Origin of the sequence: Thiomicrorhabdus indica (assembly GCF_004293625.1) — a bacterium.
In the GTDB taxonomy this organism is placed as follows: Bacteria; Pseudomonadota; Gammaproteobacteria; order Thiomicrospirales; family Thiomicrospiraceae; genus Thiomicrorhabdus; species Thiomicrorhabdus indica.
Window position 1 is genome coordinate 1,171,240 of sequence record NZ_CP033040.1, and the last position, 25,601, is coordinate 1,196,840.

A 25,601-nucleotide genomic window follows, 5' to 3' on the forward strand; every position below is an offset into this window, starting at 1 on the left:
AACGTGGGAACGAGTTAAATAAATTGTTAACTCATTTATCTAAACAAACATCTTCTGCAATAAGCCTTTTTTAAAGGCTTGGGTTTGGTTTAGAGTGGTTTGGGTTTGTTGGATTTTTTGGTCAATTGCGGTTAGGAAATCGGCGATTTTTTGTTGTTCTTCTATACAAGGTAGTTTTATTTTAATCTCACCAACTTGTTGAAGGTTTAAGTTGGGCTGTGCTCCAACAGATAAAACTTGGCGAATATATTTTGATATTTCAGATAAATTTAATGATAGATGAATGAAAGGAACATGGCGTTTATCGGCAAGTCGAATTATCGCGATAGCTTGATTAGTGTTAGCTGGTAAGTCATTAGAAGTAATAATCGCAGTTCGACCTAAAGTCCCTGCAATCGAAAACACAATATCATTTTCCATCAACCTTGAACGCTTCATAGCGTCATCACATTTGGCTGAAATCTTTGCTGTTTTACTATTATCAACTCTGTGATTAGCCAAACTTTCAGCTTTAATAAAATTAATTCCCTCAACTTGAAAGATATGCCCAATACTTGTCGGTGTTGTTCCTTTGGTAATTAAAGACGTCACTGAATTTAGCTTTACAAAACCCCACTCAGGGTAGTCGTTGCCTTGGTCGTCTTTGAAGCGGGTTTGCTGGGTGAAGAGTTGTTGCATGACGCCTTTTTTGTAGTCGGTGAGCAGACGGTGTTTTTCGGTGAGCTGTTCGATTTTTTGATCGACCGAAGAAAGGAAGTCCGCGATTTTTTGTTGTTCTTCAATTTTTGGTATAAAGACGGGCAAGGACTTTACTGTATACAGCGATAAGTTTTTAATAGTTGAACCAGTTAGTTGTCCATTAAAAAACTTTCTTACATGAGTAGTTTGAATGTAGTTTGAAACAAATCTTTTTTCTGATTTTTCAGGGTCAACATTTATATAACAAGCACTTTTGCCGAGGACAATTTTTTCACCTCTAAAAAACGCCATATTTCCAATAGTGCCGTTTATTGACAGCAATATCGTATTGTTATGTAACTCTCTTTGATGCTTTTGGAACTCGGCCTCGTTTACCCTTTTAGTTTTTTCATCAATTGCAATTCTGCCATTAATTAGATTATTTCCATTCACAAAAAAATAATCACCCTGTTCATCATAAATGGGGGTACTGTGAATACCATCGCTGATCTTAGTCGTTAACAAACCTAGCTTAACTCTTTGCAAAGAGTCATTAAACTCAGGAAATCTCAGTTCTGGCTCCGCTACGCTACGCGCAGTCTTCGATTCAGGCACACATTTCAAATCACTCATTAAAACGGCTCCTGAATGCCTAATTGTTGGCAGAAGTCAGCAATAACGGCATCGGTTTGTTTCATTTCTAAATCAATGGTTTTGATTTGCTCGGTGACGGCTTGCAGGTCAATCGGTTCTTCTTCCTCAAAGGTATCGACATAGCGCGGAATATTCAGGTTCCAGTCGTTTTCTTTGACTTCGCTTAGTGGTGCGACATGACTGTATTTTTCGATTTCCTCGCGCTTGGAGTAGGTGTTGATAATCTTGTCGATATGCTCTGGCAAAAGGCGGTTTTGGTTTTTGCCTTTTTCAAAGTCATTCGAGGCATCAATAAACAGTATGTCATCAGGATTCGTACGGCATTTTTTAAACACCAATACGCAGGTTGGAATAGAGGTGCCATAAAAGATATTGGCAGGCAAACCAATGACTGCATCGAGATAGTTGCGGTCTTCAATCAGGTATTGGCGAATATGGCCTTCTGCGGCACCACGGAATAAGACGCCGTGCGGCAGTACAACAGCCATGACGCCGTTATCGTCCAAGTGGTGAACCATGTGCTGTACAAACGCAAAATCCGCTTTGGTTTTTGGTGCCAGTTTGCCGTATTGCGAAAAACGGTCATCGCTTAAAAACAGTGGATTGGCTGACCAGTGAGCAGAAAATGGTGGATTGGCGACGATGGCTTCAAAACGTTTATCGGAGTGTTGTGGATGCTCCAAGGTATCGTCTTGCTTAATGTCGAACTGTTTGTAGTTCACATTATGCAGAATCATATTCATACGAGCCAAGTTGTAGGTGGTACGGTTCAGCTCTTGACCATAGAAATGCCCGACTTCTTTGACTTCTTTCGCCACGCGCAACAGCAAGGAACCCGAACCACAGGTTGGATCGTAAACGGATTTTAGGTGCGTTTTGCCTTCGGTAACAATACGGCTCAAGATGGTCGCGGCTTGAGCGGGGGTATAAAATTCGCCGGCTTTTTTACCGGCCCCTGATGCAAATTGTGCAATCAGATATTCGTAAGAATCGCCCAATACATCGGCATCACGGTCCTCTAACATGAAATCAATTTTATTCAAACGCGATAGGATTTTGGCAACCAGTTCATTCTTTTGCTTTTCGGTTTTACCCAGCTTGGTCGAGTTGAGATCAAGGTCTTCAAACAGGTGATCAAAATCGTCTTCGGATTCCGTGCCCATGGTGGAGTGTTCAATATTACGCAGAATGGTTTGCAGATCACCCAAGATAAAGTTATCGGCGGTTTCGCCTTCTTTGGATGAACCTTTTCTGGCAATGGTCGAAAAGAGTTCTGACGGTTTAAGCATATAACCGAGTTTTTCAATCGCTTCTTCAGCCACCGCTTCAACCACTTCTTGGCCTTCTTCAGTGGTTTCATCCACCGATGCATAATCCAAATCTTCATCCAGACTATTCGCGTAGAGGCAGAGCTTCTCAGAAAGGTATTTGTAGAAGATAAACCCAAGAATGTAATCACGGAACTCATCGGCATTCATTTTGCCGCGTAGATCGTTGGCAATTCCCCATAGCTGCTGTTCTAACAGCTTCTTCATTTCTTCTGACATTCTTGAAAACTTTCTCTAGCATAGATAATTAAGCGCGAAATATTAGCATAATAAAGCGTTTGAGAGGCGGTTTTGACGATCTTAAGCCGGTGGTTAGCAGGTGGAGATTGAATGGATATTGGATGGATATTGGATGGATAGCGAATAGACAAAATATAGAATTCTGTATTGATTTTTTAGGTTTTTGGTTCTGGTTTTGTGTGCGAACTTGCATCAGTCGTAGTCGTGCAAATTACTTGAATTAATAAAAGTGAGTTGCTGTTCGCGACTGTTGTTTGTCAGTGTGACTCTAATTCAATTTAATCACTTTAATCAATCGCTCCAAAGTCTTTCATTTTTTCTGCAAGTGTTTGTGCGAGCAGTCTGTAGCCGTTTTCGTTAAAGTGCACATAGTCGGATTTCATGGATGGGCGTAGAAGGAGGCTTGGAATAATTTCATCTTCCAGTGGAATTTTGAATTCGTCGGCAAGTGTGTCGAAAATTTCATGTGAACCGGCAAAGAGTTTTTTGGGTGGCACACCAACCAAGAGCACGTCAATATTTCTGCTTTTGGCTTCTAATATCATTAATCTGAGGTTTTCAAGAGTTTTACCGGCCGGTATATTTCGTAAAAAGTCGTTACCACCTTCCATGAGGATGACTAATTTGGGCGAGTGTTCATTTAATACTTCTGCAAATCGTTGTAAGCCTTCAGCGGTTGTTTCTCCTGAAATGCCTGCATTGATGACCGGCCGGTTAAGTATTTGACTTAAAACTGCAGGATAGCTGTGTGTTTTCTTAACACCGTAACCAGCGGTTAGACTGTCACCAAAGGCAAGAATTTTGTCGTCAGCTTCCAAAGGTTGGAGTTCAGGGTTGCTACAGGCGCTCAGTAATAAACCCAGCACTAAAACTAAGACTAGATAGCTTTTGTGCTGCAAACTTTTTATGTTTTGAAAATATGACATAAATTCTCCTTAAGTTTCAGAAGTCTAGCCGATAAATGTATTGTTGAATAGAGTTAATAGGTGTGTAAAGCACTGATACAAATTGACCGTCAACCGACTCCACAAGGGAAACGTTTAAGTGATCAATGCTTGAACATGTGGTGGAGAAGGCAAGCAATAAGCATTAGCCTGTAAAATATAATACCCATCACTCCCGTTTTTCTAAGGAGTGAATTATGAAAATTTTAGACCAGAATTTACAATTGAGCTCTCAAACTCAATTTCATCAACGCAGTGAGCTTTCCCAAGGTTCTGAAAAATATTTGGGAGGTCAGCTTGTATCCCGACAAGGCGAACACGCTTTAACGCAAACGTCAAACGTGCAAACCCATTCTGTTGGTGCCAATGGTTCAAGAGACTTTCAATCCAGTCATCAATCCAAACTTGCCGATAAGTTTGCCGAATCCTATTCACCCACTCAAAATTCAAACCGAGTTGTTTGGTTTTCAAATTCATTAGAGGGGGCTTGGAATCGGTTTGTTGCGCCAAATTTACAAACCCAAAATGTTGATCAGCAAACCACGCCAATGCCAGAACATTTACTGAAAATGGTCGAAGTGATTGAGAATATGATGGAACGTTTGACAGGACAGTCTTATCGTTTGCAAATTTATGGATATGAGCGTGGAGAACCGGAACAATCAAGAGGAGAGTCTTCTTTTCGGACTTTTGATGGTAGGAGTTTGTTTGTTCAAACAGGAAAGGTTGGGCAAGCGAATTTTGAAGGTGTCGACGGCGAACGCATTTATCGGAATAGCCAGTATTTAGAACAAGAAAAGATGAATTTTGCTGCCAGCGGCCAAGTTTCCACAGAAGATGGACGGCAGATTTCATTTGATTTTTCTTCCAGCGTGAGCCGAGAGTTTCAGACTCAAGCAAGCTTTGAAATGTCAAAAGGGTTGGTTGTGACAGATCCGCTTGTGGTGAATTTTGGTGGTCAGAATGCACAACTGACTTTAGATAAAATCGATTTTGATTTGGACTCTGATGGTGAGAAAGATTCGATTAACTTTGTTAAAGAAGGTTCGGGTTTTCTTGCGCTAGACAAAAATGGCAATGGAATAATTGATAATGGGTCTGAATTGTTTGGCCCAGAATCAGGCAATGGTTTTCAGGACTTAGCCGCTTATGATGAAGACGGTAACGGTTGGATTGATGAAAATGATTCGGTCTTTGCGCAATTAAAGTTATGGCACCAAGATAGTAATGGCTTGCAACATTTAGACGGGTTGTTGGAATTAAATGTTGGGGCAATAGCGTTACAGAATGTTGAGAGTGAGTTTACTTATAAAGATGATCAAAATAACGCGCAGGCTCAGATACGAGCGTCTTCGGTATTTTTGAAAGAGGATGGCGGAGTGGGTTCTGTTCAACAAATTGACTTGGTGATTTAAGGTAATTGTCAGAAAGTTTCATTCGAACATTAATCTAGATCAGATTTCTAGATTAGGTTGAGAGGTGAAAAAGGGTTTGCTTTAAGGTTGCAAACCCTTTTTGATTTGAAACTTCCTGCTATAAATTAGTAGCTTAGGTTTTGGAAGTTTTTATTCAGAAGTCCTGCGGCGACATTTGCAGGTTTAGCAACCTGAATACCATCAATTAGATCTTCAGGTGTTTTCCCCGCGTTTGGCAGATAAAGTGGACAAACTTCCACTTTTGCGCCCATTCCCATGATTTTTTTCAACATCATGCTTGGAGAGACATTTTTTGGCTTCAATTTTGGTGTTTCAGTTGTTTTTAGCGCTAAATCACCGGCCGGTCCACATAGAGTCATGTGAACTTTCTTACCATGCTTTTTCAGTGTTTGTGTTGAAAGTACCATTGCCATTAGCTGTGTTTGGTGGCTGTCAGAAGTCACCACAACGTTTAATCCTTCAGCCATATTGTCTGCATAAGCTTGATTCATTCCCAATGCACCAACCAACATAGAACCCAAAACTGCTTTTTTCAAAATTGCTTTCATTTTAATTCCTTACAAATAATATTGTATTAAAGTGTTTATTTAAGTGACGAATAATACTCTATAAGAAAAAGTTATGAATGTAGAGGGTAATTTTATTATGAGAATGGATAAATAAAATTTATACCCTGTGGTGAAGGTATGTTTGGGATGATTTTAATAAGATGAAAATGTTGGTGTGTTGCACAATGCCGATGACTTAAGAATAAAGATTGCCACTAAGTGAATCGCATTGTGCAATGGCTGGCTTTGACTGTTTTGGGAGGGTGCTAGCGATATTGACGAAGATACCAGCCTTCAAAAAAACGTTTTGCATAATGCAATAAACGACAAGGAGGCAAGAGGGTGGTACTTTTTTCTGTTCGTTTAATTAGAATTCCATGCTTAAGCGTGTCCACAATACAAATTAATTCATGGAAAATTTCTTCTAATTCAGAGTCCTGCGCACTTGGATTTTTTAACAATCGAACCGCATTAATGGCAGCGACTTTGGCTTGAATATCTGCGGCATGTGCTTGTTTTGCTTGCCAGTCAGGGCCAGGAAATGAGCCTGCATCGCCTGCAACATAGACGTGTTCAAATCCTTCGACTCTACCTTGTAAATCGGCTTTAATCATGCCGCCTTCAGAAATCGGGAACTCTGTATTTGGCAACCATGCTGGCCCTGTCATTCCCGGCATAAATAGCGTTAGGTCGGATTGAAATTCTTCGCCTTCGGTTATTACTGAGTTTTCAGTAAATCCTTTCATTTTATGGCCGAGTTTGGTTTGGATTCCCTTTTTAGTCATCATTTCAGTTAGTTTTTCAGGAACTTTTGCTCCCAAACGTTTTCCCGGTTCTGGTGCAGGGTTGAAGAATACTAAATCGAATTTATTACGACGGCCTTGTTTACGTAGCAAGTTATCGATACCAAACAGAAATTCAAACATAGGGCCACCACGCATGGCAGAAGGCTCTTTTGGATTACCGCCAAAGCCGATGGCAATGGTTCCACCGTCCATGGATTGCAATTTTTCTCGAATTTTTTCACCGGCGGCAATCCCTTCACAAGGCGTGATGATGTGCTCAATACCTGGTAATTTTTTAATAAAACGGCCTCCACTGGCAATGATTAAGGCATCATTTTCAACCATACCGGAGGAGGTTTGAACTTTACGACCTCCATCGCTGACGCCTTCAACTTGTCCAGCAATGAAATTGACTTTCATTTTTTTAAAGAAATTCTTCAGGTCGACGCGTAAATCATCTGCTTTACGGAGACCCGAAGGGAGCCAAATCAAACTCGGTAGATAGACAAGCTCATCTTTGGGCGCAATCACAGTGATTTCAACACTATGCGATTCTTTACGAAGGTTTTTTATGGCGGTCAACGCTGCAAACCCAGCGCCTAGAACAGTGACTTTCATGATGAATCCTTTTATAAAAGTTAGTGATGCAAGTATAAGTGTTATCTATTTAAAAGCCAGCTTAGCACCCACAAACTTGCAATGAAGTTTTTTATTGCGGCAGATAAAATTGTCTTTAGTTTAGGGAACCTATTATTGAATCAGAGGTTTCTTACAGAGGTTTTTTAGGTTTTGAATGACCTTGAAGCTTTGGACTCTCAAAATTCATGCGTGACATTGTCAGCAATTTTTCGGATGCATGTCTTAACTGTAATTAACTTCCTAGGCCTTTTTATTGAGCTTTCAATTGTTTATTGGTTTTTTAGTGGCATTGCTGCAAATTGCCTATGAAGCCGTCTAGAATAATGCAGATTCTGCTTTTCTAGTTATTCAGAATCGACTAGTTAGGCGATGAAGAGTAATTTTGCCAAAAAGTTATGATTAAGAGGGCGCGTTGGTCAAAGTGGTTACACAAATAAGAGATATTCAATTGCAGGCTGAGATGAAACACTTAGTTCTAGGCGGTGCTCGTTCTGGAAAAAGTGCATTTGCAGAGTCAATGTTGTTAGATTGGCAAAAAATTTCAGGTGGTCGTGTTGTTTATATTGCGACCTCCAATCATAGAAATGATGCTGAGATGTTAAAGCGTGTCGAGCATCATAAATCTTACCGGCCGGTGGATTGGGAAACGATTGAAGAGCCTATTTATTTGGCGGAAGCGTTAAAAAGTGTCTGCGTAGACCTCTCGCAAGAACAAATGATACATAACGAATCTATTTTGGATGCTCCTGTTGCGGTCATTGTCGATTGTTTAACCTTATGGATGCTCAATATCATTGAAGCCGATTGTCGAAAACAGCAAACAGAGCAGTTGTTGCAAACATTAAAACACTTGAGATGCCCTGTGGTTTTGGTGAGTAATGAAGTGGGATTGGGCGTTGTGCCAATGGGAAAACTCAGTCGTGAATTTGTCGATGAGATTGGACGGCTTCATCAAGCGATTGCAGCGCAAGTGGAGGCTGTAACTTTCGTGACAGCGGGTTTACCGATGTCTTTAAAATCCCCTTTGAAGTAAAAAAAGGAATTTGAGTGAATAGTTCATTGAAGATAGAAGCATTATTTTGCGCGAATCAGGCGTTAGATGAAGAGGCGTTAAGCGCGGCCTATTTGCATCAACAGCAACTGACGAAACCAGAAAGGGCATTAGGTCGGCTGGAAGAGATGGCATTGCGACTGGCGAGTTGCCAAAAAACTGCGCACCCAGACATAAAAAAACCTTGGGTCTCGGTGTTTGCCGCTGATCATGGCATTGCTGTTGAAGGCGTGTCAGCGTATCCACAAGTTGTGACTCAGGAAATGGTGAAAAATTTCAGTCGAGGTGGTGCGGCGGTGAGTGTGTTAGCGAATTTTTCTCATGCAAAATTCGAAGTGATTGATGTAGGGGTGCTCGAAGATTTAGCGCCACTTGAGCATATGGTGTCTGCTCGAGTTGCTTCAGGTACGCAAAACTTTTTACACCATCCTGCTATGACATCTGAGCAATGTTTGGAGGCGATTCAGGTTGGAATGCAAACCGCCCAAAGGGCTTTTGATGCCAAAGCAGATTTGTTTATAGCCGGTGAAATGGGGATTGGTAACACGACTTCTGCTGCTGCTTTAACAGCAGTTTTGAGTGGTAAGCCTGTTCATGAAGTGGTTGGTGAAGGTACGGGCATCAGTTTTCGTCAGAAGAAGCAAAAAACGGAAATTATTGAACAGGCAATTGCTTTGCATGAACCAAATTTAACGTCACCTCTGAAAGCTTTGCAATATCTTGGAGGGCTTGAAATCGCTTCGATGACGGGCGCTTATATTCGTTGTGCGCAACTTGGATTGCCTATGGTGATTGACGGTGTTATCTCCTCAGTTGCGGCTTGGATTGGGGACTTTGTGAGTCGTAATGATCAGTTGTTCAATTGTATGTCTGTTGAAAAGCTTTGGGATTTAGGAAAATATTCTATGCCGGAGACATTGTTCTGTACCTGTGGGTCTTGCCCTCGTTTGGTCGATTGGTGTTTTTTCTCGCATAAATCAGTTGAACCGGCGCATGAAGTTATACTAGAAGCCTTAGGGGTTGAGCCGATGCTTAACTTTGAGATGCGTTTGGGCGAGGCATCGGGTGCTGCGTTGACGATTCCTCTATTGCAACAAGCCTGTGCTTTGCATAATCAAATGGCAACATTTGAACAAGCTGGCGTTTCTCAAATTTCGTAACTCGTCTTTGATGCAAATTTGTTTTTGAGAAGACAACGACTTTGCTGACAAGTTTTTATTTATAGGGACTTAATTATGATGGTTCGACTTCATTTTTTTCGGCATGGTCAGTGTGAAGATAACGCATTTCTCAGAGGGCGCTGCAATTCTGATTTGAGCGAAAGAGGCTTGCAAGGAGGGTTACATAACGCTTTGAAGGTTATGTCGAATGGCGATAATTTTCAGGAGGCAAGCTACATTTTAAGTTCTCCTGCTAACCGTTGTCAGCAGCTTAAAAATGCGTTGCAATCCCTTTACCCACATTTGAAATCATTACCCGATGCAAAAAAAATTGCATCTTATTGGCAGGAAAGAGATTTCGGTGTGCTCGATGGTTTGAGTTATCCGCTTGCACAAGCTGAGTTTCCTTCAGATTTGGAAGCTTATTTGGAATCCCCATTTGAATATACACCTTTACAAGCAGAGAGCTTTGCTCAATTTAAAGAGCGAATGTTTAAAGCTTGGAACTTGTTGCTACAACAAGTGTTAAAGGAGGGAATTGAGCATTCCAATCGGTTTATTGAAGTGGTTGTGGTGACTCATGGTGGTCCGATACGTTGGATATTTTCAAAAGTGACCGGAGCGCCAATTGAACAAACTTTTCATCTTCAATTAGGGTACAACTCGATTATGACTCTGGAGGTTATGGCAGATCAGAAACTAGATGATTATGGTGAACCTATTGGTGTGATAGAACCGTTTGTTAGGCTGGTTTCTTTAACTCCTGGACAGATAGAAAATGACGATACCAATTTGTCAGGTGAGTTGTAAGCGGATTGTATGATTTTTAAGACATCCTCCAAAAAAACATTTTGGCTAAGCTTGCAATTTTTTAGCCAACTTCCTACGCCCAATTTTCAATCGGTTACAGTTCGTGAAATGGCAGCGTCTATGGTTTGGTCTCCAGTGATTGGATTAATTTTAGGCGGTGGTCTTGCTGTCAGTTTTTCCATTGCTTTATGGCTCGCAATGCAAGGTGTACCGGCCGGTGTTCTAGCGGTCTTTATTTTAGTGATTTGGATCGCTTTTTCCAAAGGGCTTCATTTGGATGGTCTCGCTGATGTTGGAGACGCATGGATGGGCAGCTTGGGTTCAACAGAACGAGCGTTAAACATCATGAAGGATAGCCGTCTGGGCACGGGTGGTGTGACCACATTGGTTTTGATGATTCTGATTAAATGGCAATTAATTACCCATCTTTTGACTGAGTTTTCCAGAATTGACACTGGACTAACACCGACAGTTTTTGCGGGTGTTTTTATTTTAATTCTTCTTATTCCAGCATTTGCGCGTTTTACTGCATGGCGCTTGATGGCGTTGAGTCGATATGCCGGGCAAACAGCGTACCACCGAAAATTATTTCATTATTGGTCGAGCGGTAATCTAAGTAAAACCAGTAATCGCATGTATCGATTGAGTGCGGCTTTACTTACCTTTGTAATGTTGATTGCTTTGTATGGCTTGGTAGCAGAATTATTTTGTCCGCAAATTTCACAAATGAACTGTTCCAGTTCAATAATTTTATTGGTGACGATTTTTCTGACAGTCGGAGCATTGTTGATTTTTGGTATGCAAATGCTTTGGTTAAGAAAACAGAGTGAAAATTTAATTGGTGGTATTAATGGCGATATGGTTGGTGCGCAAATTGAAGTGTCAGAAACTGTTGGATTAATATTGCTACTTTTATTGTTAATTTTTATTTAAGATTTGTGTTTTAACTATTTGAATAATTTGATTTTTATTTTTATTTTTCATTTCCTTGCAGTCCACCTGTGTGTAAAACAAGCACTTTGCTACCGGCCGGTAACTTTTTTTGAACGATTTGTTTGTAGATCCCATGAAACAGTTTGGCGGTGTAGATTGGGTCAAGTGGAAGGTTAAAAGTTTGTTCAAAACGTTTTTGAAAGCTTTTTAAATAGTTCGGGGTTTTGCCGTAACCGCCGCCTGCGGCATCGGTAATAAGTTGCCAATCAATTTTTATTTTTTTGTTATTTTCAATTTTATTTTCTCTTTTGTTTTCAAATGTTTCTATCCATGATTGAATGTCTTTTCTAAGGTAGTCTGCTTCGTTTAAAACCGCAATTCCGATGATATTTTTGAGCACTGTTGGTAATCGTTTTTGACCGGCCGGTGAAATTTGTATGTTTTTCGGGTGTCGGCAGTTTGCGATTAAACCGGCTAGGGTTCCGCCAGTTCCAACGGGGCAATAAAGGTGTGTCCAGTCTGGCATTTGTTGAGTGATTTGCGCGCACATTTCGTCAAACCCTTTGATCGCTAAATCATTTGATCCTCCTTCAGGAATGACAAAACTTTTGGGGTGTTGTTTTAACCACTGGATGACTTGCGGTGCTTGCTTTTTTAAGCGGTAGTTTTTTCTGTTAATAAACAAAAACTGCATACCATTTTGTTGGGCATGTTTTAGTGTGTGACTCCATTTTTCAGGATGCTGTTCTAATTCTTGTCCTCGAATGACTCCCGTTACTGGTAAACCAATTTCATTGGCTGCGGCAGCGGTGGCAGCAATATGATTTGAGTAAGCACCACCAAAGGTGATTAATTGTTCAGCACCTCGCTCAACTGCATCTAAAAGGTTGTATTTCAATTTGTGGAGTTTGTTGCCTTGAATTTCTGGATGATTCAGATAATCGAGTTTGACCCAAACTTGTACCTTGTACTTGTCGAAGAGAGGGTGGGTCAATTGAACGCAGGGTGTTATTTTTGGCGTAAGCAAGTTGTCAGACGGATCAAGTGGAGTTGGTTGTTTTTTCATAAATAAAAATTTTGACATTGCATAAAGCAATTTTGGGTCTTCAGCTCGGTTTCTAGCGGCCAGAATGGCGTATTTTGCTAAAATACCCACGAAAATTACAATGATAAGGGAGTGTTCAAATGGAACAACTAACCACTAGCTTAGATGTGCTCTTTATTCTGTTGGGAGCTATTCTAGTGCTATTTATGCACGCTGGGTTTGCTTTTTTGGAAGTGGGAACGGTGCAACATAAAAACCAAGTCAATGCACTTGTCAAAATTATGAGCGATTTAGGGGTTTCAACCGTTGCTTATTTCTTTGTGGGATATGGTGTGGCTTATGGTGTTTTTCTTGGTTTTAATCTGGATGGCCAACTAACGCAGGCGATGACCGAAAAATCTGGTTATGAGCTGGTGAAATTCTTTTTCTTAATGACTTTTGCGGCAGCGATCCCAGCGATTGTTTCTGGTGGGATTGCTGAACGTGCTCGTTTTTACCCCATTCTGGCGGCAACATTTTTGACTGTCGCGTTTGTATACCCTTTGTTTGAAGGGATTGCTTGGAATGGTAACTTTGGTATTCAAGGTTGGTTGGAAGAGCGTTTTGGTGCCGGTTTTCATGATTTTGCCGGCTCAGTCGTTGTGCATGGGGTCGGTGGTTGGATTGCCTTGGCAGCGATTCTTGTTTTAGGCGCACGCCATAATCGTTACGGAGCTGATGGTCGAATTCGTTCTATTTATCCTCCTTCAAGTATTCCATTTTTAGCGTTAGGTGCTTGGATTCTATCTGTCGGCTGGTTTGGGTTTAATGTGATGTCTGCGCAAGCGGTTGAAGGCATTCAAGGTCTTGTTGCTATGAACTCCCTAATGGCAATGGTCGGGGGCATTTTAGCAGCAACGTTTATTTCGGATAAAGATCCCGGTTTTGTTCACAATGGACCTTTAGCTGGGTTGGTTGCAATTTGTGCCGGTTCGGATGTGGTGAGTCCATTGGGCGCATTGGTGATTGGATTGGTCGCTGGAGCTTTGTTTGTTAAAGCTTTCACTTGGACGCAAGTCAAACTGAAACTGGATGATGTTTTGGGTGTTTGGCCGCTTCACGGACTGTGTGGTTTATGGGGAGCATTGGCTGTCGGTATTTTTGGTTCGACAGCATTAGGTGGATTGGGTGGCGTATCTATGATGCCACAAATTATTGGCACATTACTCGGAGTAATTGTCGCTTTCGTTGGTGGTTTCTTGGTGTATAAACTGGTAAATATCTTTGCCAAGATTCGCATGGATGATGAAGAGCAGTTTGAAGGGGCGGATTTGGTATTTCATAAGACTCATGCCAATCCACCTCGAGAAGAGTTCAATCGTTAAATCAAAAAAGTATTGCGGGTTTTATGGCTTTGGCCTGAAATTTTGTGATAAATAGTGTTTAATTAGACGGCTTTTTATCTTGCAAGCGGGTTATTCCGGTTGAAAGGTGAAAAGCTGTTTTTTTATGAGAAACTTTTTTAGGTTTGTTAAGCTCTCTTAATTTGACACTATTGCCAACTAAAACTGAGCAATTACAGTATTCTTGGCGCTGTTTAGGCACAAACGCCTGATTATGAATTTCAACAGTCCCTAATCCTTCTCTTTGAGTTTATTAAAGGTCATATAAAGGTCATATACCTCCTATGCAAAAGCTATCCGCTGATCAACTTTATCGTTATACCCGTTTTTCCGATGCATCTTTTGATGCGCAATTGCAAAATCCCGAAGTCAGTGAAAAAGATGAGGCGGTTTTAGGGTTTATGCGGCATTTTCATCCGCGCGCTTACCAGTCTCTGAATTTTGGTTTACATTTGAAGCGTAATCAAAACCATATTTTTATTATGGGAGAACCCGGTGTCGGTCGTATTGGCATGACCAAAGCGATGTTGCGACAAGCAGCAAAGCAAAAACCAATGGTTCAAGATGTGGTGTTGGTATCGGATTTTAAAGAGAGTAATAAAACGCAATACCTTTATTTCCCGGCCGGTGATGGTTATGAGTTTAAAAAAGCGATTGAGGAATTTGTTGCTCAGTTGAAAACCCAGTTGCCGGTGTTGTTTGATGGGCATGTGTATCAGCAGCAAACTCAGGCGTTGGAAAATGCATTGGCAGAGAAGCAGCAAGAAATTCTAAAGCCTGCTTTTGATCTGGCCGAGGCGAATAGCATTGACATTGCTCAAGCAGAAAACAGTTTTGTTCTTTCTGCTTTGATTGAGGGAAAAACTTATCGTACGGCTGAGTTGAAAAGCTTTGATAAAGAGGTTCAAGATCATTTTACCAAGGCATTTGATGAAGTCGAAGAAGCACTGAATAAAGCCTTGAGTCATTTTCCATTTTTACAGCATGAATTTTTAGATGCGGGTAAAAAAATGAATACTGAAGTGGCCAATGAGTATTTGGAGCCATTGGTTAAAACGCTCAAAATGGAGTTTGGCAAAACGGATGCGGTTTGTGACTATTTGAATGAGTTGCAAGAAGCAGTGGTTAATAAGTTACACCTTTTCTGGGATCAGACGGCTGAACAAGTGACTTCATCCGGTTCTCAACCGAGCTTAGAAGAGCTTCTTAATGAGCAGCAAGGATTGTCGATTTTTGAAGTTAATTTGTTGGTTGATCATCGTGGTTTACAACATGCACCGGTGATCTACGAGCAAAATGCGACCATGCCTAAATTGTTCGGTTATACGATTAATTCAGCTACGGTTTCTGCAACCGATCAAACTGCGTTAGCGATGAATCATCAAGCAGGTTTGTTGCAAAAAGCCAACGGCGGTTTTTTGATTTTAAATATTCAATCTGTACTCAAAGAGCCGGAGCTTTGGTCTCATTTAAAAGCGGCTTTGATGAGCAAGCGAATTAGTTTTGAGATTCCGTCATCCAGTTCAGTTGTGCCTTATCACTTACCTGATTTCCCGCTTAATTTGACATTGGTGTTGGTTGGACAGGCGACGCATTTTTATGCCTTGCAAGAAATTGATGCGCAATTCAGTCGTATTTTTAAAGTTCAGGTTGAGTTTGAGGTGGAATTGGCGAGAACAGCGGAACATGAATTAACCTTAGCAAAACAGTTGGCTGCGGAAGTCGCGGATTGGGAAGATTTACCGGTTGCAGTCAGTGCTTATGAACGTTTGATTGAATATGCGTCGCGTATGGCAGAGGATGAGAATCGAATTTACACCAATAAAGCTATTTTGCGAGATGTTTTGGCCGAGGCAAATGCTTATGCAAGAGCGAAAGATGTCCATGAAGTGAATCGCGAAATTATTGAAGAGGCGATTATTCAGCGTGATTTCCATACAGGCTTAATGGAAGAGTATTACCATCGTGCAATTACCGAACAGCAAGTTCTGATTTCAACCGAAGGCGAGCATGTGGGAATGGTGAATGGTTTGACGGTTTTAACCGTTGGTCGTTTGTCATTTGGTCAGCCGGTTCGTATTACTGCCATCGCAAGCCCAGGTGACGAAGGAGTTGTGGATATTGAACGCGAAGTGGATATGGCTGGGCCAATCCATTCCAAAGGTATGCTGATTTTGTCGGGTTATATGCGTGGCCGTTACATGAAAGACAAAGCGATGGGCTTTAGTGGTTCCATTGTGATGGAGCAAAACTACAATGGTGTGGAGGGTGATTCGGCTTCGTCGGCTGAATTATTAGCGCTTTTATCATCGTTGGGGAATTTACCTATCCGACAAGATTTGGCGATTACTGGCTCGATTAACCAGTTTGGTGAAATACAACCGATTGGTGGTGTAAACGAGAAAATTGAAGGGTTTTACAAAATTTGTCAAACACGAGGTTTAACTGGGCAACAAGGTGTGATTATTCCTCAAGCGAATGCGAGTCACTTAATGTTGAATACAGAAGTGCGCCAAGCGATTGCGGATGAAAAGTTCCATATTTACACGATTAACCATATTGATGAAGCTCTAAGTTTAATGACTGGTGTGACCATTAAAAAAGCCAATAAAAAGATTATGCGTGAAATTGAACGTATGAATCCAAAAGAGGAAAATACCTAAACTCAGGTAATCTTTTATTGCAATAATAAAAACTAACAAATTGAAGTTAGGTTATCAAAAACCACCGACTGGGAAACCGGCCGGTGGTTTTTTTATGCTTGGTGGATACTTGTTTGAAAGTAATTTTCGATTGATTAGGTTTAGGCTGATAACATAGAGTGATTGGATTAAGGTATTTTGTGCTATTGAAATGGTTTTTTTGAATGAAGAACTTGGCTTTTGAGTGGGATACTCACAATGTCTATTTGGGTTTTTTGCGAAGTATTTTTCGCTTGTTCCAGCGGTCAATGACGTGGAGTCGCCAAACAAGATGGATCAACACATAACTTACCGCACCAAGAATTGTTCCGACAACGATACTGCCAAGATAAAGCGGCATCCATAAATCACCAAGGGTTGTGCTAATCCATTGCCAGCTTATTTCAAAATGAGGGATTTCTTCTGCTGGATGGCCAAGAATGAGTGTCCCTACTTTGTAGTTGAAATAGAAGATAGGGCCCATGGTGATGGGGTTGCTAATCCATACAAGCGCTACACTCAATGCTAGGTTGGCGCGTATGGCAATCGCTGTAAACGCTGCGGCAACCATTTGAGATGGCATTGGGATGGACATCCAAAACAGGCCAATTAAGAAGGCTTTGGCAACGGAGTGGCGATGCAAATGCCAAATATTTGGGTCATGCAACCAAGCTCCCATCCATTGGATGCCTTTTGTCTGTTTTATTTTTTCGGCATTGGGTAAATAACGCTTTATGAGTTTTTTAGGCATAGCTTATGTTATTTAGAGTTTTTGTTATTGCTTGGCTATTGGCAACCTGTGGGTTTTATGAACTTTCAGAATTGCCAGACAGTCGTCTCATGATTGCAATAAGTGCCATCATGATTTTTTTAATCGTTATTGCTTGGAAAACTTCCAGAAAATCTCAAACCGGTAGAGGGTCGATTTACTTATCCGGTTCTTTGACAGGCATTATGATTAGTTTTTCCCTTGGGTTCATTATAGGCATCTGTTATCTCTATTGGCACGCTTTTTTTTCAATCAAATTACCCAATGACGTATTTGACCGGCCGGTAATTATTCAAGCGCAAATTTCTGAACTGCCTATTTGGCAAGAAATGTCTTCATTGAAGCAGAAAAATACTCGCACATCTCGCCAAAAGCTTCGTTTACAAATGAAGCTAAAACAGATGGTGTTATTTGAAAATTCTACAGATGAAACCAAGTGGATTCATGTGGATCAAGGACTGAGAGTTCCAGAGATTCAAGTTAACTGGTATTTGAGTCAACACATGCAAGCTGAAGATTTTGGTTTGCAGCATTGGCCTAGATTAGGCGAGACAGTGTGGTTAAGCGTGAAGCTGAAAGCGCCGAGAGGACAATCGAATCCTGGTGCTTTTGATTATGATCGTTATCTTTTTGCCAAAGGCATTCAAGCAAAAGGTTATGTAAAAGGCTTAACTTTGAATCATTGGCATCGCTTTCAAAGAGATGTGGCTGACAGAGGCGAGCTCATAGCTTTCAATCCTGTGAACATGAATTCGAGTAAGAACTCTGTTTTGGCGATTGCCGATTCCAACCTTTTCACGGGATTTTACAACTCTAGAACACAGTTACAAACACATTTGCAAAATCTGTTTGCAGGTTCAATGTTTTTTCCAGTAATCGAAGCGTTGACTTTGGGTGAACGTGCAACGGTTTCACAAGAGGATTGGGAGTTATTTCGCAAAACAGGCACTATTCATTTGATGGCAATTTCAGGATTGCACATTGGTCTAGCAGCATTATTTGGCTGGTTGTTTTTCTGGGTTTTTTGGAAGTTAATTTTCTACCGTTTTCGGGTTGTTGATCTTTGGTTGTTTGCAAAGATTGGTGCGCTTCTCAGCGCCACTCTGTACGCGTTTTTATCAGGTTTTTCAATTTCGACAGAGCGTGCTTGGATAATGGTCATTATTGGGCTGTTATTTCTGGTTTGGCAGCGGCCATTTTCGGTTTGGAACGCATTTTTTGTTGCCTTATGGTTCGTGATCTTTTTTCAGCCATCTGCGGTGTTAATGCAAGGTTTCTGGTTGTCTTTTTTAGCGGTTGCATGGATATTTATCTTTTTACCCGTGTTAGTCAATAAATCGAAATGGCAACAATTTCTTTGGATTCAGCTTGTATTAAGTTTGGCTCTAGTACCTGCATTAGCCCATTTTTTTGGTGCAATTCCAAGTTTTGGATTTGTTGCTAATCTGATAGCACTTCCGGTTATTTCTTTTATCGTGATGCCTTTATTATTTATTGTTTTAATTGGCTTGCTTGTGTTTCCAGAACATTTGCATGAATCTTTTAGGCCTGTGGTGACTTTGTTGGATTGGGTGTTGAAGTGGCTTTGGCAATGGTTGGAGTGGGTCTCTGAGTGGCCAAATAGTCTGTTCGAAGTTCCTTCGATTGATGGCTTGTGGGTGTTACTTATTTATGGAGTGGCGTTTTATATTGTGCAGAATTGGGTTCAAAGTAAACAAACAATTGCGCAACGGTTTAGTCACTTATCGACCAAACAACGCAATAGTTGGCGACATTATCTAACACGATTGAAACATATTGAGGATATTGAGCACATTAAAAAACGTTGTTTTGTACAGAACGCTGTTTTATGGCTAGTCGTATTTGTTGGATGTGTTGTTGTAATCATTCATTATTTCATGCCCAATGAAAAGCCAAAGAAGCAAGAAGCTTTGCTGACGGTATTGGATGTTGGCCAAGGGTTAAGTGTGGTGGTTGAAACTAACAACAAAGTACTTGTGTATGATTTAGGGGCTTATTGGGGCGAAAAAATGGACGGTGCTAAGCTTGCTGTGCTTCCCTATTTAAACTCTAGAAACATTGATTCAATTGATCAGCTTGTCATTAGTCATTCTGATAATGATCATGCAGGAGGTTTGCAAACCTTATTAACCCAAATTGCTATCGGTAATGCTTTAAGTGGTCAGCCTGAAAAGTTGGGTGTGAACCTTCCAAATACTGTTTTATCTCAATGCGTTGCAGGACAAAATTGGGTTTGGGAAAGTATTCAATTTGAAATAGTAGCCCCTTTACCTGAATGGCTTAAACGGCCCAATTTAAGCGATAACGATTTTTCATGCGTATTAAAAATCTCGACCGGCCGGTCGCAAGTTTGGTTGATGGGAGATTTAAGCACTCGTTATGAAAACCAGCTTTTGAAAGCATTGAGTGAAGAAGATACGGCTTTCCAAACAACCGAAATGCATTCAGAGATGAGAAGACAAGCATTGCTGGTTGCAGGGCATCATGGCAGTCGTTATTCAAGTGGCGAGGATTGGCTAAGTGCTGTAAAGCCAACCTTTGCAATCATTTCAGCCGGATATAAAAATCGTTATGACTTTCCTCATGAAGACGTTCTACATAGATTTGAATCGCATTCAACGCGAGTTTTGAATACCGCACATAGTGGTGCAATACAGTTTGGTATAAAACCTGAAGGCATTGAGTTGTTGAATCGAAATCGAATCGAACAAACAAAATGGTATTATCACTCCAGTTTTTCTCACACAAAGATTGAATAAATGAGTTGGCCGGATTTTTGGACACAAACCAATTGGAAAACGCTTTGTCTGCAACCACTCTCAAAGTTGGTCTGTCGAATTGCAAGCAGGCGGAGGTTAGCATTTCAGGAAGCTTCAGGGCTTAAGGTTGCAGAGGACTGTCTTCCGGTTTGTGTGATTGGCAATATTGTGGTCGGGGGCAGTGGAAAAACACCATTCATTCTCGCGTTGGTTAAGGCGGCACAGATGCAAGGGTTGAAACTCGGTATTGTCAGTCGCGGCTACGGAGGGAAATCAAAACAGTGGCCGCAGCGAGTTTACGCTGATAGTGATCCAAACCTTGTTGGCGATGAACCGGTGATGCTTGCCAGAGCGTTGCAGCAATTTCATATACCCATTGCGGTTGCTCCAAAGCGCCAACAAGCGGTTGAGCTTTTAAGTCAACAAACAGATTGCGATTGGATCATCAGTGATGATGGGTTGCAGCATTATCAAATGTCTCGTGTTTGTGAGATTGTTTTGGTCGATGGCGCGAGAGGTTTTGGCAATGGTCATTGTTTACCGGCCGGTCCATTACGTGAACCGGTAGAAAAACTTAAGCAGGTTGATGCGTTGGTGGTAAATGGTGAGGATCAACAGAAGATTTTAACGAATTTAGAAACGAGTTCTGATGGACAAGCTTTGTTGCCAAAGTTGATAGGGACGATGCAACTGACTCCTATCCGTTTGGTGAATGTGGTGGATGAAACACAAACTTTACCCATTGATGAATTGGCAAATCACTCTGTAAATGCAATGGCAGGAATTGGCAACCCTGAACGCTTTTTTGAAACCTTGGTTCAACTCGGTGCGCAGGTTTCACCACATCCCTTTGCAGATCATCATGCGTATTCGTTTTCGGATTTAAAACCCTTTGCAGGTTTAAGACAAGACAAAGAGAAGGTTACAAATTTAGATTCAATCAATAATGCGTTAATAATGACCGAGAAAGATGCGGTAAAATGCCGCTCAATTGCGCAACAATTGTCAGTCAAGCACTGGTGGTATTTGCAGGTCGAGTCAGAGGTTGATTCGGCAATCTTGACGCATATTTTCAACAAAATGGCACAAGCACCTAGATAGCTTTAAAAAAATGGCACAAGCACCTCGGTGGCAACGGAGAGAAATATAAATGGATGCAGATTTACTAGAAATTTTGGTTTGTCCAGTGAGTAAAACTAAATTGTATTTTGATAAAAATACGCAGGAGCTTATTTCTACAGCGGCAAACCTTGCTTATCCAGTGCGAGATGGCATTCCGATTTTATTGGAAGATGAAGCGCGTGAACTCAGTTCGGAAGAAGCAGAAGGTTATCGAGCGAAAAAAGGGCAGGGAGCATAAATGTCCTTTGCCGTCATTATTCCTGCACGTCTTGAATCAAGTCGATTGCCTGGCAAGCCTTTGGCAATTATTCATGGCAAACCTATGGTTTATTGGACTTGGCAGCAAGCCCGTAAATCGGGGGCGCATCGAGTGCTAATTGCCACAGAATCGCAAAAAGTTGCGGATATCTGTCATGAGTTTGGTGCAGAAGTCTGCTTAACCGGAGATCATCATCAATCTGGTACGGAACGCATTGCTGAGGTAATTGAGAAAAGCGTATTTTCACCTGAAGAAATCATTGTAAATTTGCAAGGCGACGAACCCATGATGCCAGCAGAATTGATTCATCAAGTGGCGCAAGGCTTGGAAGAAAATCCAAACATTCCAATGGCAACATTGTGTGAGCCGATTGATTCTGTGAAAGATTTGTTTAATCCAAATGTGGTAAAAGTTAGCCGAGATGTGAATGATTGCGCGATCACATTTAGCCGTGCGCCGATGCCTTGGGCGCGAGATACGTTTATGGATTATCAAAGTGCATTGCCTGATACTTTACCTGAATCCTTTTCCTATTATCGCCACATTGGACTGTATGCTTATCGTGCAGGGTTTGTACAACGATACATCGAGTGGCCAGAATGTCAGTTAGAGCAAGTTGAAAAGCTCGAACAACTTCGAGTTTTGTGGCACGACGAAAAAATCCTCGTTAAACAGGCGTTGATGGAAGCCGGTGTCGGTGTGGACACACATGCAGATTTGGAAAAAGTTCGTGAGCTGTTTGCTGCAAAGACGCACTAGAAGCATTTATTAGATTTAAAAAGGCGATACATTGCTTAAATACATCACTCTGCTGATTTTAATTTATTTCTTTTTTTGGCTTATTAAGAATAAATTTCGAGAAAGAAAACTTGAAGCGCAAGGTATTAAGGTCGAGCAAAAAGGGCTGCGGCCAATTACGATTATGAGCATTGTCATGGTGGTGATGTATGGCGGCTATTTGGTGTATTACCTGATTTTTGAAGCAGCATAATTTCTGTATAACTAGGGTCTGTTGAAAATTCATAATTAGGCTCTGCTCAAACCATTTTTCGTTCCAGCAAGGCAGAAAGAGCGTGGAATAGTTATTCTATTTGAGCGAATTTCTAACACTGCTGGGGCAAAAATGGCTTGAGTCCTACGGGTTGCGCTTAAAAATGTCGCACTCTTTGTTGCTCATCGCTTATTTGGAATAACCAAACTGCGCTCTGAGCGTCGTGATTGCTGCATTTTTATGCAGCAACAGAGTCAAGTCTGAATTGTCAACAGACCCTAAGCTGATTTGTTGTTTGAATACTTGTGGTAGTAGCGATTGCGCTTTTCTCAAAATATACCGGCCGGTCGCAGTGTTATAAAGAGTGAAAATCCTGTCTAAGCATTGTTGATCAAAATTATTAATGATTATTTAAGATAAATTTATTATCTTCACTTTTTGTTAAGAATTAAATCTAGTCTTTTACCGGCCGGTAATTGATAATACTTCTCGTTTTTAATGAATAGTTGAGTATTACAAATGAAATTTGGTTTTTTACGTTTTATGGCAATGCTGGAAGGGACATCACTGCTGTTGCTGTTGTTTGTCGCAGTTCCAATGAAACGAATGATGGATATGCCGGAAGCGGTATCGATTATTGGCCCAATTCACGGTGCTTTATTTATCCTTTTTAATCTGATTTTGCTGTTCCATGTCATTAAGGGTAATTTGAGTGCGGTCCGCGGATTTGTCGGCTTTGTTGCTTCATTGATTCCTTTCGGAACCTTTGTGTATAAAGCAAAAGTGCTCAAATAAGATACATTCTAAACAACCAAGCCAAGTCGAAACTCTCCTAATCACTCAAGCTTTCACTTGATCTCGACTTGGCTTTTTTCGTCTAAACATTCAATTAGTAATCAATGCCTTTTTGTGCCTTGATGCCACTTTTATAAGCATGCTTTTCATCTTTAATTTCGGACACGGTATCCGCTAATTCTCTCAATTCAGCAATAGCTGAGCGGCCCGTCACTACGACATGTTGCATTTCTGGTTTTTCAGATAAGGTATTTAGAACGGTATCTTTATCTAAATAATCGTAGCTGAGTAGATAAGTGAGCTCATCTAAAATCACTAGATCATAACTTGGGTCGGTGAGCATTTTTGTCGCTACTTCCCAACCACGCTCTGAAGTGGCTATGTCACCGCTGCGATCTTGCGTATCCCAAGTAAATCCATCGCCGAGCACATGCCATTCGCAATTTTCTTGCTGACCAAAAAACGCTTCTTCACCCGTATCGGTTCGGCTTTTGATGAATTGGCAGACACCGACTTTTTTCCCATGACCGAGTGCACGTCCGACCATACCAAATGCAGAGGTCGATTTTCCTTTTCCATTTCCGGTAATGACCAACAATAGTCCTTTCTCGGTATCAGCCCGTTCAATCGCCGCATCAATTTGCGCTTTTTTGCGTGTCATTCGAACCTTATGATAGTGTTCACGCTTTTGTTCAGCACTCATGTTTGCGGTATCAGGTTCATGTTCATGTTCCATTTTTGTCATTAGAAGGCCTTTAATCATCTTTTTGGGGGAATGGTCTGTAGCCATGAAGGTTTTCCAGATTCCAACAATTCATTATTTTGCTACTGGAGGCTGCGGAGTGTTAATTCCGAGACCTGCAATCTTTGCGATTTCTTCAGGTGTTAGTTCTACGTTTTCAGGTAAAGACTTGATATAAACATCGTGTTGGCTGAATGGGATTTCAATATTTTCTTGTGCAAAGCGTTTGTATATTGCGAAGTTTAAACTATGCTTTACTCGGCCACGAATCTCTGGATCATTAATCCAAATCAATAGTTCAAAATCTAAGCTGGATGCGCCAAATTGGCGGAATCGAGTACGAGGCTCAGGATCTTTACAGACTTCTGGTTCTTGTTGTGCAACTTCAACCAGAACTTTTGATACCAAATCAATGTCTGAACCATAAGCGACTCCAACCGGTACACGGATTCGTGATTTAACATCCCGCCCACCGCTTTCATTCACAATTTTACCGTTGGCAATAATCGCGTTAGGGATGTTTACTTCCAAGTCATCACGCGTCAGGATTCGAGTTGAGCGTAAACCAATATGAGTGACTTTTCCGCGTTCACCGGAATCAATCACAATGTAATCACCAATCTTATAAGGCGAGTCTGCAAGAATAAAGACGCCGGAAAGTAGGTTGGCGACTGTATCTTTGGCGGCAAAACCGACGGCAATACCAATAATTCCTGCTGATGCCAACCAAGCTGTCATATCGATTTCCCAAGTGATAAACAGTAAGTAGACAATGAATAGAATAATGATGACGGCGGAGATATTTTCTAGCAAAGGCAGGGTTTGCGGTTTGATGATCGAGCCTTGGGCATTAATCTCACTTAAACGTTTTAGGTAGAAGCGTGAACTTCGGTAGAAAAACTGTCCCCATACCAAAATATCGATGCTTCGAAACACATCATGTGTCAGTAAAAGTTGACTGTCACTGAAGTTTGTTAGGGTAAAAATGTGCGCGAGCGTAAATAGAACAATAGAGACCGAAATCGGTAAGCGAATTTGTTCCACAATAAAGTGGCCACTAGGGGATTTATCTTGAGAAAATCGGTGGCTACTTAAATAGCTGATGATAAGACGCGCGGTTAGAAGCGCAATAAACATAATCCCAATAATAATGCTGATCTCAACCCACAGAGAGTCACTATGAAAAAGCTCTTGTAGTTTTTGCCAAAGATGATTGGATGAAGATTGCATGGGTTCCCTTTATGTTATTTAACATTTAATGTCATTCAAGCAGAAGACGCTTATTGTAACGATTGTCATCAATTCACTGAAAAATTCTTAATCAAGACCCAGAAAACTGCGGTTGAATTTTCTTGATTTTGACATGTCATAAAAGTTTCACAGAGCTTGTGGTATTTAATTGATTAATATTTTACATTTGTTACTTAACTCGTTGAATAAATATATTATTTTTTTAATTTTATGAAGAGATTGATTGAATGAATTCATTCACAAATGCTGTGGATAACTTAAGGATAATCCTGTGGTAAAAAAACCTAAGTGAATGATATTAAAAAATTTATTGTGTATCGAACCGATGGTGCTTAAATTTTAAGCACATGAGGCCGTGGGATTTCTGACCGGCCGGTAAAATTCTTGAACGTCTCATTTCAAATGAATTTATCGGAAATGCGACTTAATGTTTTAAATGTATGATTTTTAAAGTGTAAAAAAGTTCGTTTATGCCTCGTATAGAATTTTTCAATAGAACCTATTTTGTATGATAAATGTCTGTATTGATATTTATCTATAGGTTCTGTAGAAAGCTTCAATAAGCTTGAAACATCCTG

Annotated in this window: 22 protein-coding genes; 13 read left to right on the forward strand and 9 right to left on the reverse strand. The window is 40.8% G+C overall.

Going from position 1 to position 25,601, the window contains the following annotated elements; translation table 11 throughout:
• Positions 1-39 precede the first annotated feature (39 nt).
• The 3 genes from D9T12_RS04970 to D9T12_RS04980 all read right to left on the reverse strand — a co-directional run bounded on the left by D9T12_RS04970 (position 40) and on the right by D9T12_RS04980 (position 3,826).
• Positions 40-1,311 (reverse strand): restriction endonuclease subunit S, encoded by a 1,272-nt coding sequence (locus D9T12_RS04970; RefSeq protein ID WP_130537140.1) that lies wholly within the window; start codon positions 1,309-1,311, stop codon positions 40-42.
• Positions 1,311-2,879, reverse strand: a complete 1,569-nt coding sequence (locus tag D9T12_RS04975) for a type I restriction-modification system subunit M (RefSeq protein ID WP_130537141.1) — start codon at positions 2,877-2,879, stop codon at positions 1,311-1,313. The genes D9T12_RS04970 and D9T12_RS04975 overlap by 1 nt, the downstream gene beginning before the upstream one ends.
• Before the next feature lie 308 nt (positions 2,880-3,187).
• The gene (locus D9T12_RS04980; RefSeq protein WP_130537142.1) at positions 3,188-3,826 is read right to left on the reverse strand and encodes an arylesterase; all 639 of its coding nucleotides are present in this window, start codon (positions 3,824-3,826) and stop codon (positions 3,188-3,190) included.
• 215 nt (positions 3,827-4,041) lie between these two features.
• On the opposite strand from D9T12_RS04980, the gene D9T12_RS04985 reads away from it, so the two are divergent.
• Complete coding sequence (locus D9T12_RS04985; RefSeq protein WP_130537143.1) at positions 4,042-5,259, forward strand: hypothetical protein; 1,218 nt, start codon at positions 4,042-4,044, stop codon at positions 5,257-5,259.
• A gap of 125 nt (positions 5,260-5,384) precedes the next feature.
• On the opposite strand, the gene D9T12_RS04990 is transcribed toward D9T12_RS04985, so the two are convergent.
• Complete coding sequence (locus D9T12_RS04990; protein WP_206199137.1) at positions 5,385-5,828, reverse strand: DsrE family protein; 444 nt, start codon at positions 5,826-5,828, stop codon at positions 5,385-5,387.
• 266 nt (positions 5,829-6,094) lie between these two features.
• Entirely contained in the window at positions 6,095-7,231 is a 1,137-nt protein-coding gene (locus tag D9T12_RS04995) for an NAD(P)/FAD-dependent oxidoreductase (RefSeq protein WP_130537144.1), read from the reverse strand.
• A 481-nt stretch (positions 7,232-7,712) separates the two neighbouring features.
• On the opposite strand from D9T12_RS04995, the gene cobU reads away from it, so the two are divergent.
• The 4 genes from cobU to D9T12_RS05015 all read left to right on the forward strand — a co-directional run bounded on the left by cobU (position 7,713) and on the right by D9T12_RS05015 (position 11,206).
• Positions 7,713-8,285, forward strand: coding sequence for a bifunctional adenosylcobinamide kinase/adenosylcobinamide-phosphate guanylyltransferase (gene cobU / locus D9T12_RS05000; protein WP_130537145.1), 573 nt, complete (start codon positions 7,713-7,715; stop codon positions 8,283-8,285).
• 14 nt (positions 8,286-8,299) lie between these two features.
• Positions 8,300-9,463, forward strand: coding sequence for a nicotinate-nucleotide--dimethylbenzimidazole phosphoribosyltransferase (locus D9T12_RS12490; RefSeq protein WP_130537146.1), 1,164 nt, complete (start codon positions 8,300-8,302; stop codon positions 9,461-9,463).
• A 75-nt stretch (positions 9,464-9,538) separates the two neighbouring features.
• A complete protein-coding gene (locus D9T12_RS05010; RefSeq protein WP_130537147.1) occupies positions 9,539-10,273 on the forward strand; it encodes a histidine phosphatase family protein in 735 nt (244 codons plus the stop codon).
• Between the two features lie 9 nt (positions 10,274-10,282).
• Positions 10,283-11,206 (forward strand): adenosylcobinamide-GDP ribazoletransferase, encoded by a 924-nt coding sequence (locus D9T12_RS05015; protein WP_130537148.1) that lies wholly within the window; start codon positions 10,283-10,285, stop codon positions 11,204-11,206.
• A gap of 40 nt (positions 11,207-11,246) precedes the next feature.
• On the opposite strand, the gene D9T12_RS05020 is transcribed toward D9T12_RS05015, so the two are convergent.
• Positions 11,247-12,272 (reverse strand): 1-aminocyclopropane-1-carboxylate deaminase/D-cysteine desulfhydrase, encoded by a 1,026-nt coding sequence (locus D9T12_RS05020; RefSeq protein ID WP_130537149.1) that lies wholly within the window; start codon positions 12,270-12,272, stop codon positions 11,247-11,249.
• A gap of 119 nt (positions 12,273-12,391) precedes the next feature.
• On the opposite strand from D9T12_RS05020, the gene D9T12_RS05025 reads away from it, so the two are divergent.
• Together D9T12_RS05025 and D9T12_RS05030 are read left to right on the forward strand one after the other, a co-directional pair.
• Positions 12,392-13,615: an ammonium transporter gene (locus D9T12_RS05025; RefSeq protein WP_130537150.1), complete on the forward strand. Its 1,224-nt coding sequence runs from the start codon at positions 12,392-12,394 to the stop codon at positions 13,613-13,615.
• A gap of 302 nt (positions 13,616-13,917) precedes the next feature.
• Positions 13,918-16,296 carry a Lon protease family protein gene (locus D9T12_RS05030; protein ID WP_130537151.1) on the forward strand — a complete coding sequence of 793 codons (2,379 nt, stop codon included), beginning with the start codon at positions 13,918-13,920 and terminating at the stop codon, positions 16,294-16,296.
• Positions 16,297-16,537: 241 nt separating this feature from the next.
• Here D9T12_RS05030 and D9T12_RS05035 read toward each other — a convergent pair whose 3' ends face one another.
• Positions 16,538-17,065 carry a DUF2062 domain-containing protein gene (locus D9T12_RS05035; RefSeq protein WP_130537152.1) on the reverse strand — a complete coding sequence of 176 codons (528 nt, stop codon included), beginning with the start codon at positions 17,063-17,065 and terminating at the stop codon, positions 16,538-16,540.
• Positions 17,066-17,070: 5 nt separating this feature from the next.
• Between D9T12_RS05035 and D9T12_RS05040 the strand changes: the two genes are divergently transcribed.
• From D9T12_RS05040 to D9T12_RS05065, 6 genes are all read left to right on the forward strand, one after another.
• Positions 17,071-19,863 carry a DNA internalization-related competence protein ComEC/Rec2 gene (locus D9T12_RS05040; protein ID WP_130537153.1) on the forward strand — a complete coding sequence of 931 codons (2,793 nt, stop codon included), beginning with the start codon at positions 17,071-17,073 and terminating at the stop codon, positions 19,861-19,863.
• Positions 19,864-20,964, forward strand: a complete 1,101-nt coding sequence (gene lpxK / locus D9T12_RS05045) for a tetraacyldisaccharide 4'-kinase (RefSeq protein WP_130537154.1) — start codon at positions 19,864-19,866, stop codon at positions 20,962-20,964. It begins immediately after the preceding gene.
• A 49-nt stretch (positions 20,965-21,013) separates the two neighbouring features.
• On the forward strand, positions 21,014-21,223 hold the full coding sequence (locus D9T12_RS05050) for a Trm112 family protein (protein WP_130537155.1): 210 nt from the start codon (positions 21,014-21,016) through the stop codon (positions 21,221-21,223).
• Positions 21,224-22,003, forward strand: coding sequence for a 3-deoxy-manno-octulosonate cytidylyltransferase (gene kdsB / locus D9T12_RS05055; protein ID WP_130537156.1), 780 nt, complete (start codon positions 21,224-21,226; stop codon positions 22,001-22,003). It abuts the gene before it with no gap.
• Between the two features lie 31 nt (positions 22,004-22,034).
• The gene (locus D9T12_RS05060) at positions 22,035-22,235 is read left to right on the forward strand and encodes a hypothetical protein (RefSeq protein ID WP_130537157.1); all 201 of its coding nucleotides are present in this window, start codon (positions 22,035-22,037) and stop codon (positions 22,233-22,235) included.
• Positions 22,236-22,754: 519 nt separating this feature from the next.
• The gene (locus D9T12_RS05065; protein ID WP_130537158.1) at positions 22,755-23,030 is read left to right on the forward strand and encodes a DUF3817 domain-containing protein; all 276 of its coding nucleotides are present in this window, start codon (positions 22,755-22,757) and stop codon (positions 23,028-23,030) included.
• Positions 23,031-23,124: 94 nt separating this feature from the next.
• Here the strand turns inward: D9T12_RS05065 and cobO are convergent, their stop codons facing one another.
• Together cobO and D9T12_RS05075 are read right to left on the reverse strand one after the other, a co-directional pair.
• Positions 23,125-23,733, reverse strand: coding sequence for a cob(I)yrinic acid a,c-diamide adenosyltransferase (gene cobO / locus D9T12_RS05070; protein ID WP_130538534.1), 609 nt, complete (start codon positions 23,731-23,733; stop codon positions 23,125-23,127).
• 114 nt (positions 23,734-23,847) lie between these two features.
• Positions 23,848-25,002, reverse strand: coding sequence for a mechanosensitive ion channel family protein (locus tag D9T12_RS05075; protein ID WP_240693242.1), 1,155 nt, complete (start codon positions 25,000-25,002; stop codon positions 23,848-23,850).
• Positions 25,003-25,601 lie beyond the last annotated feature (599 nt).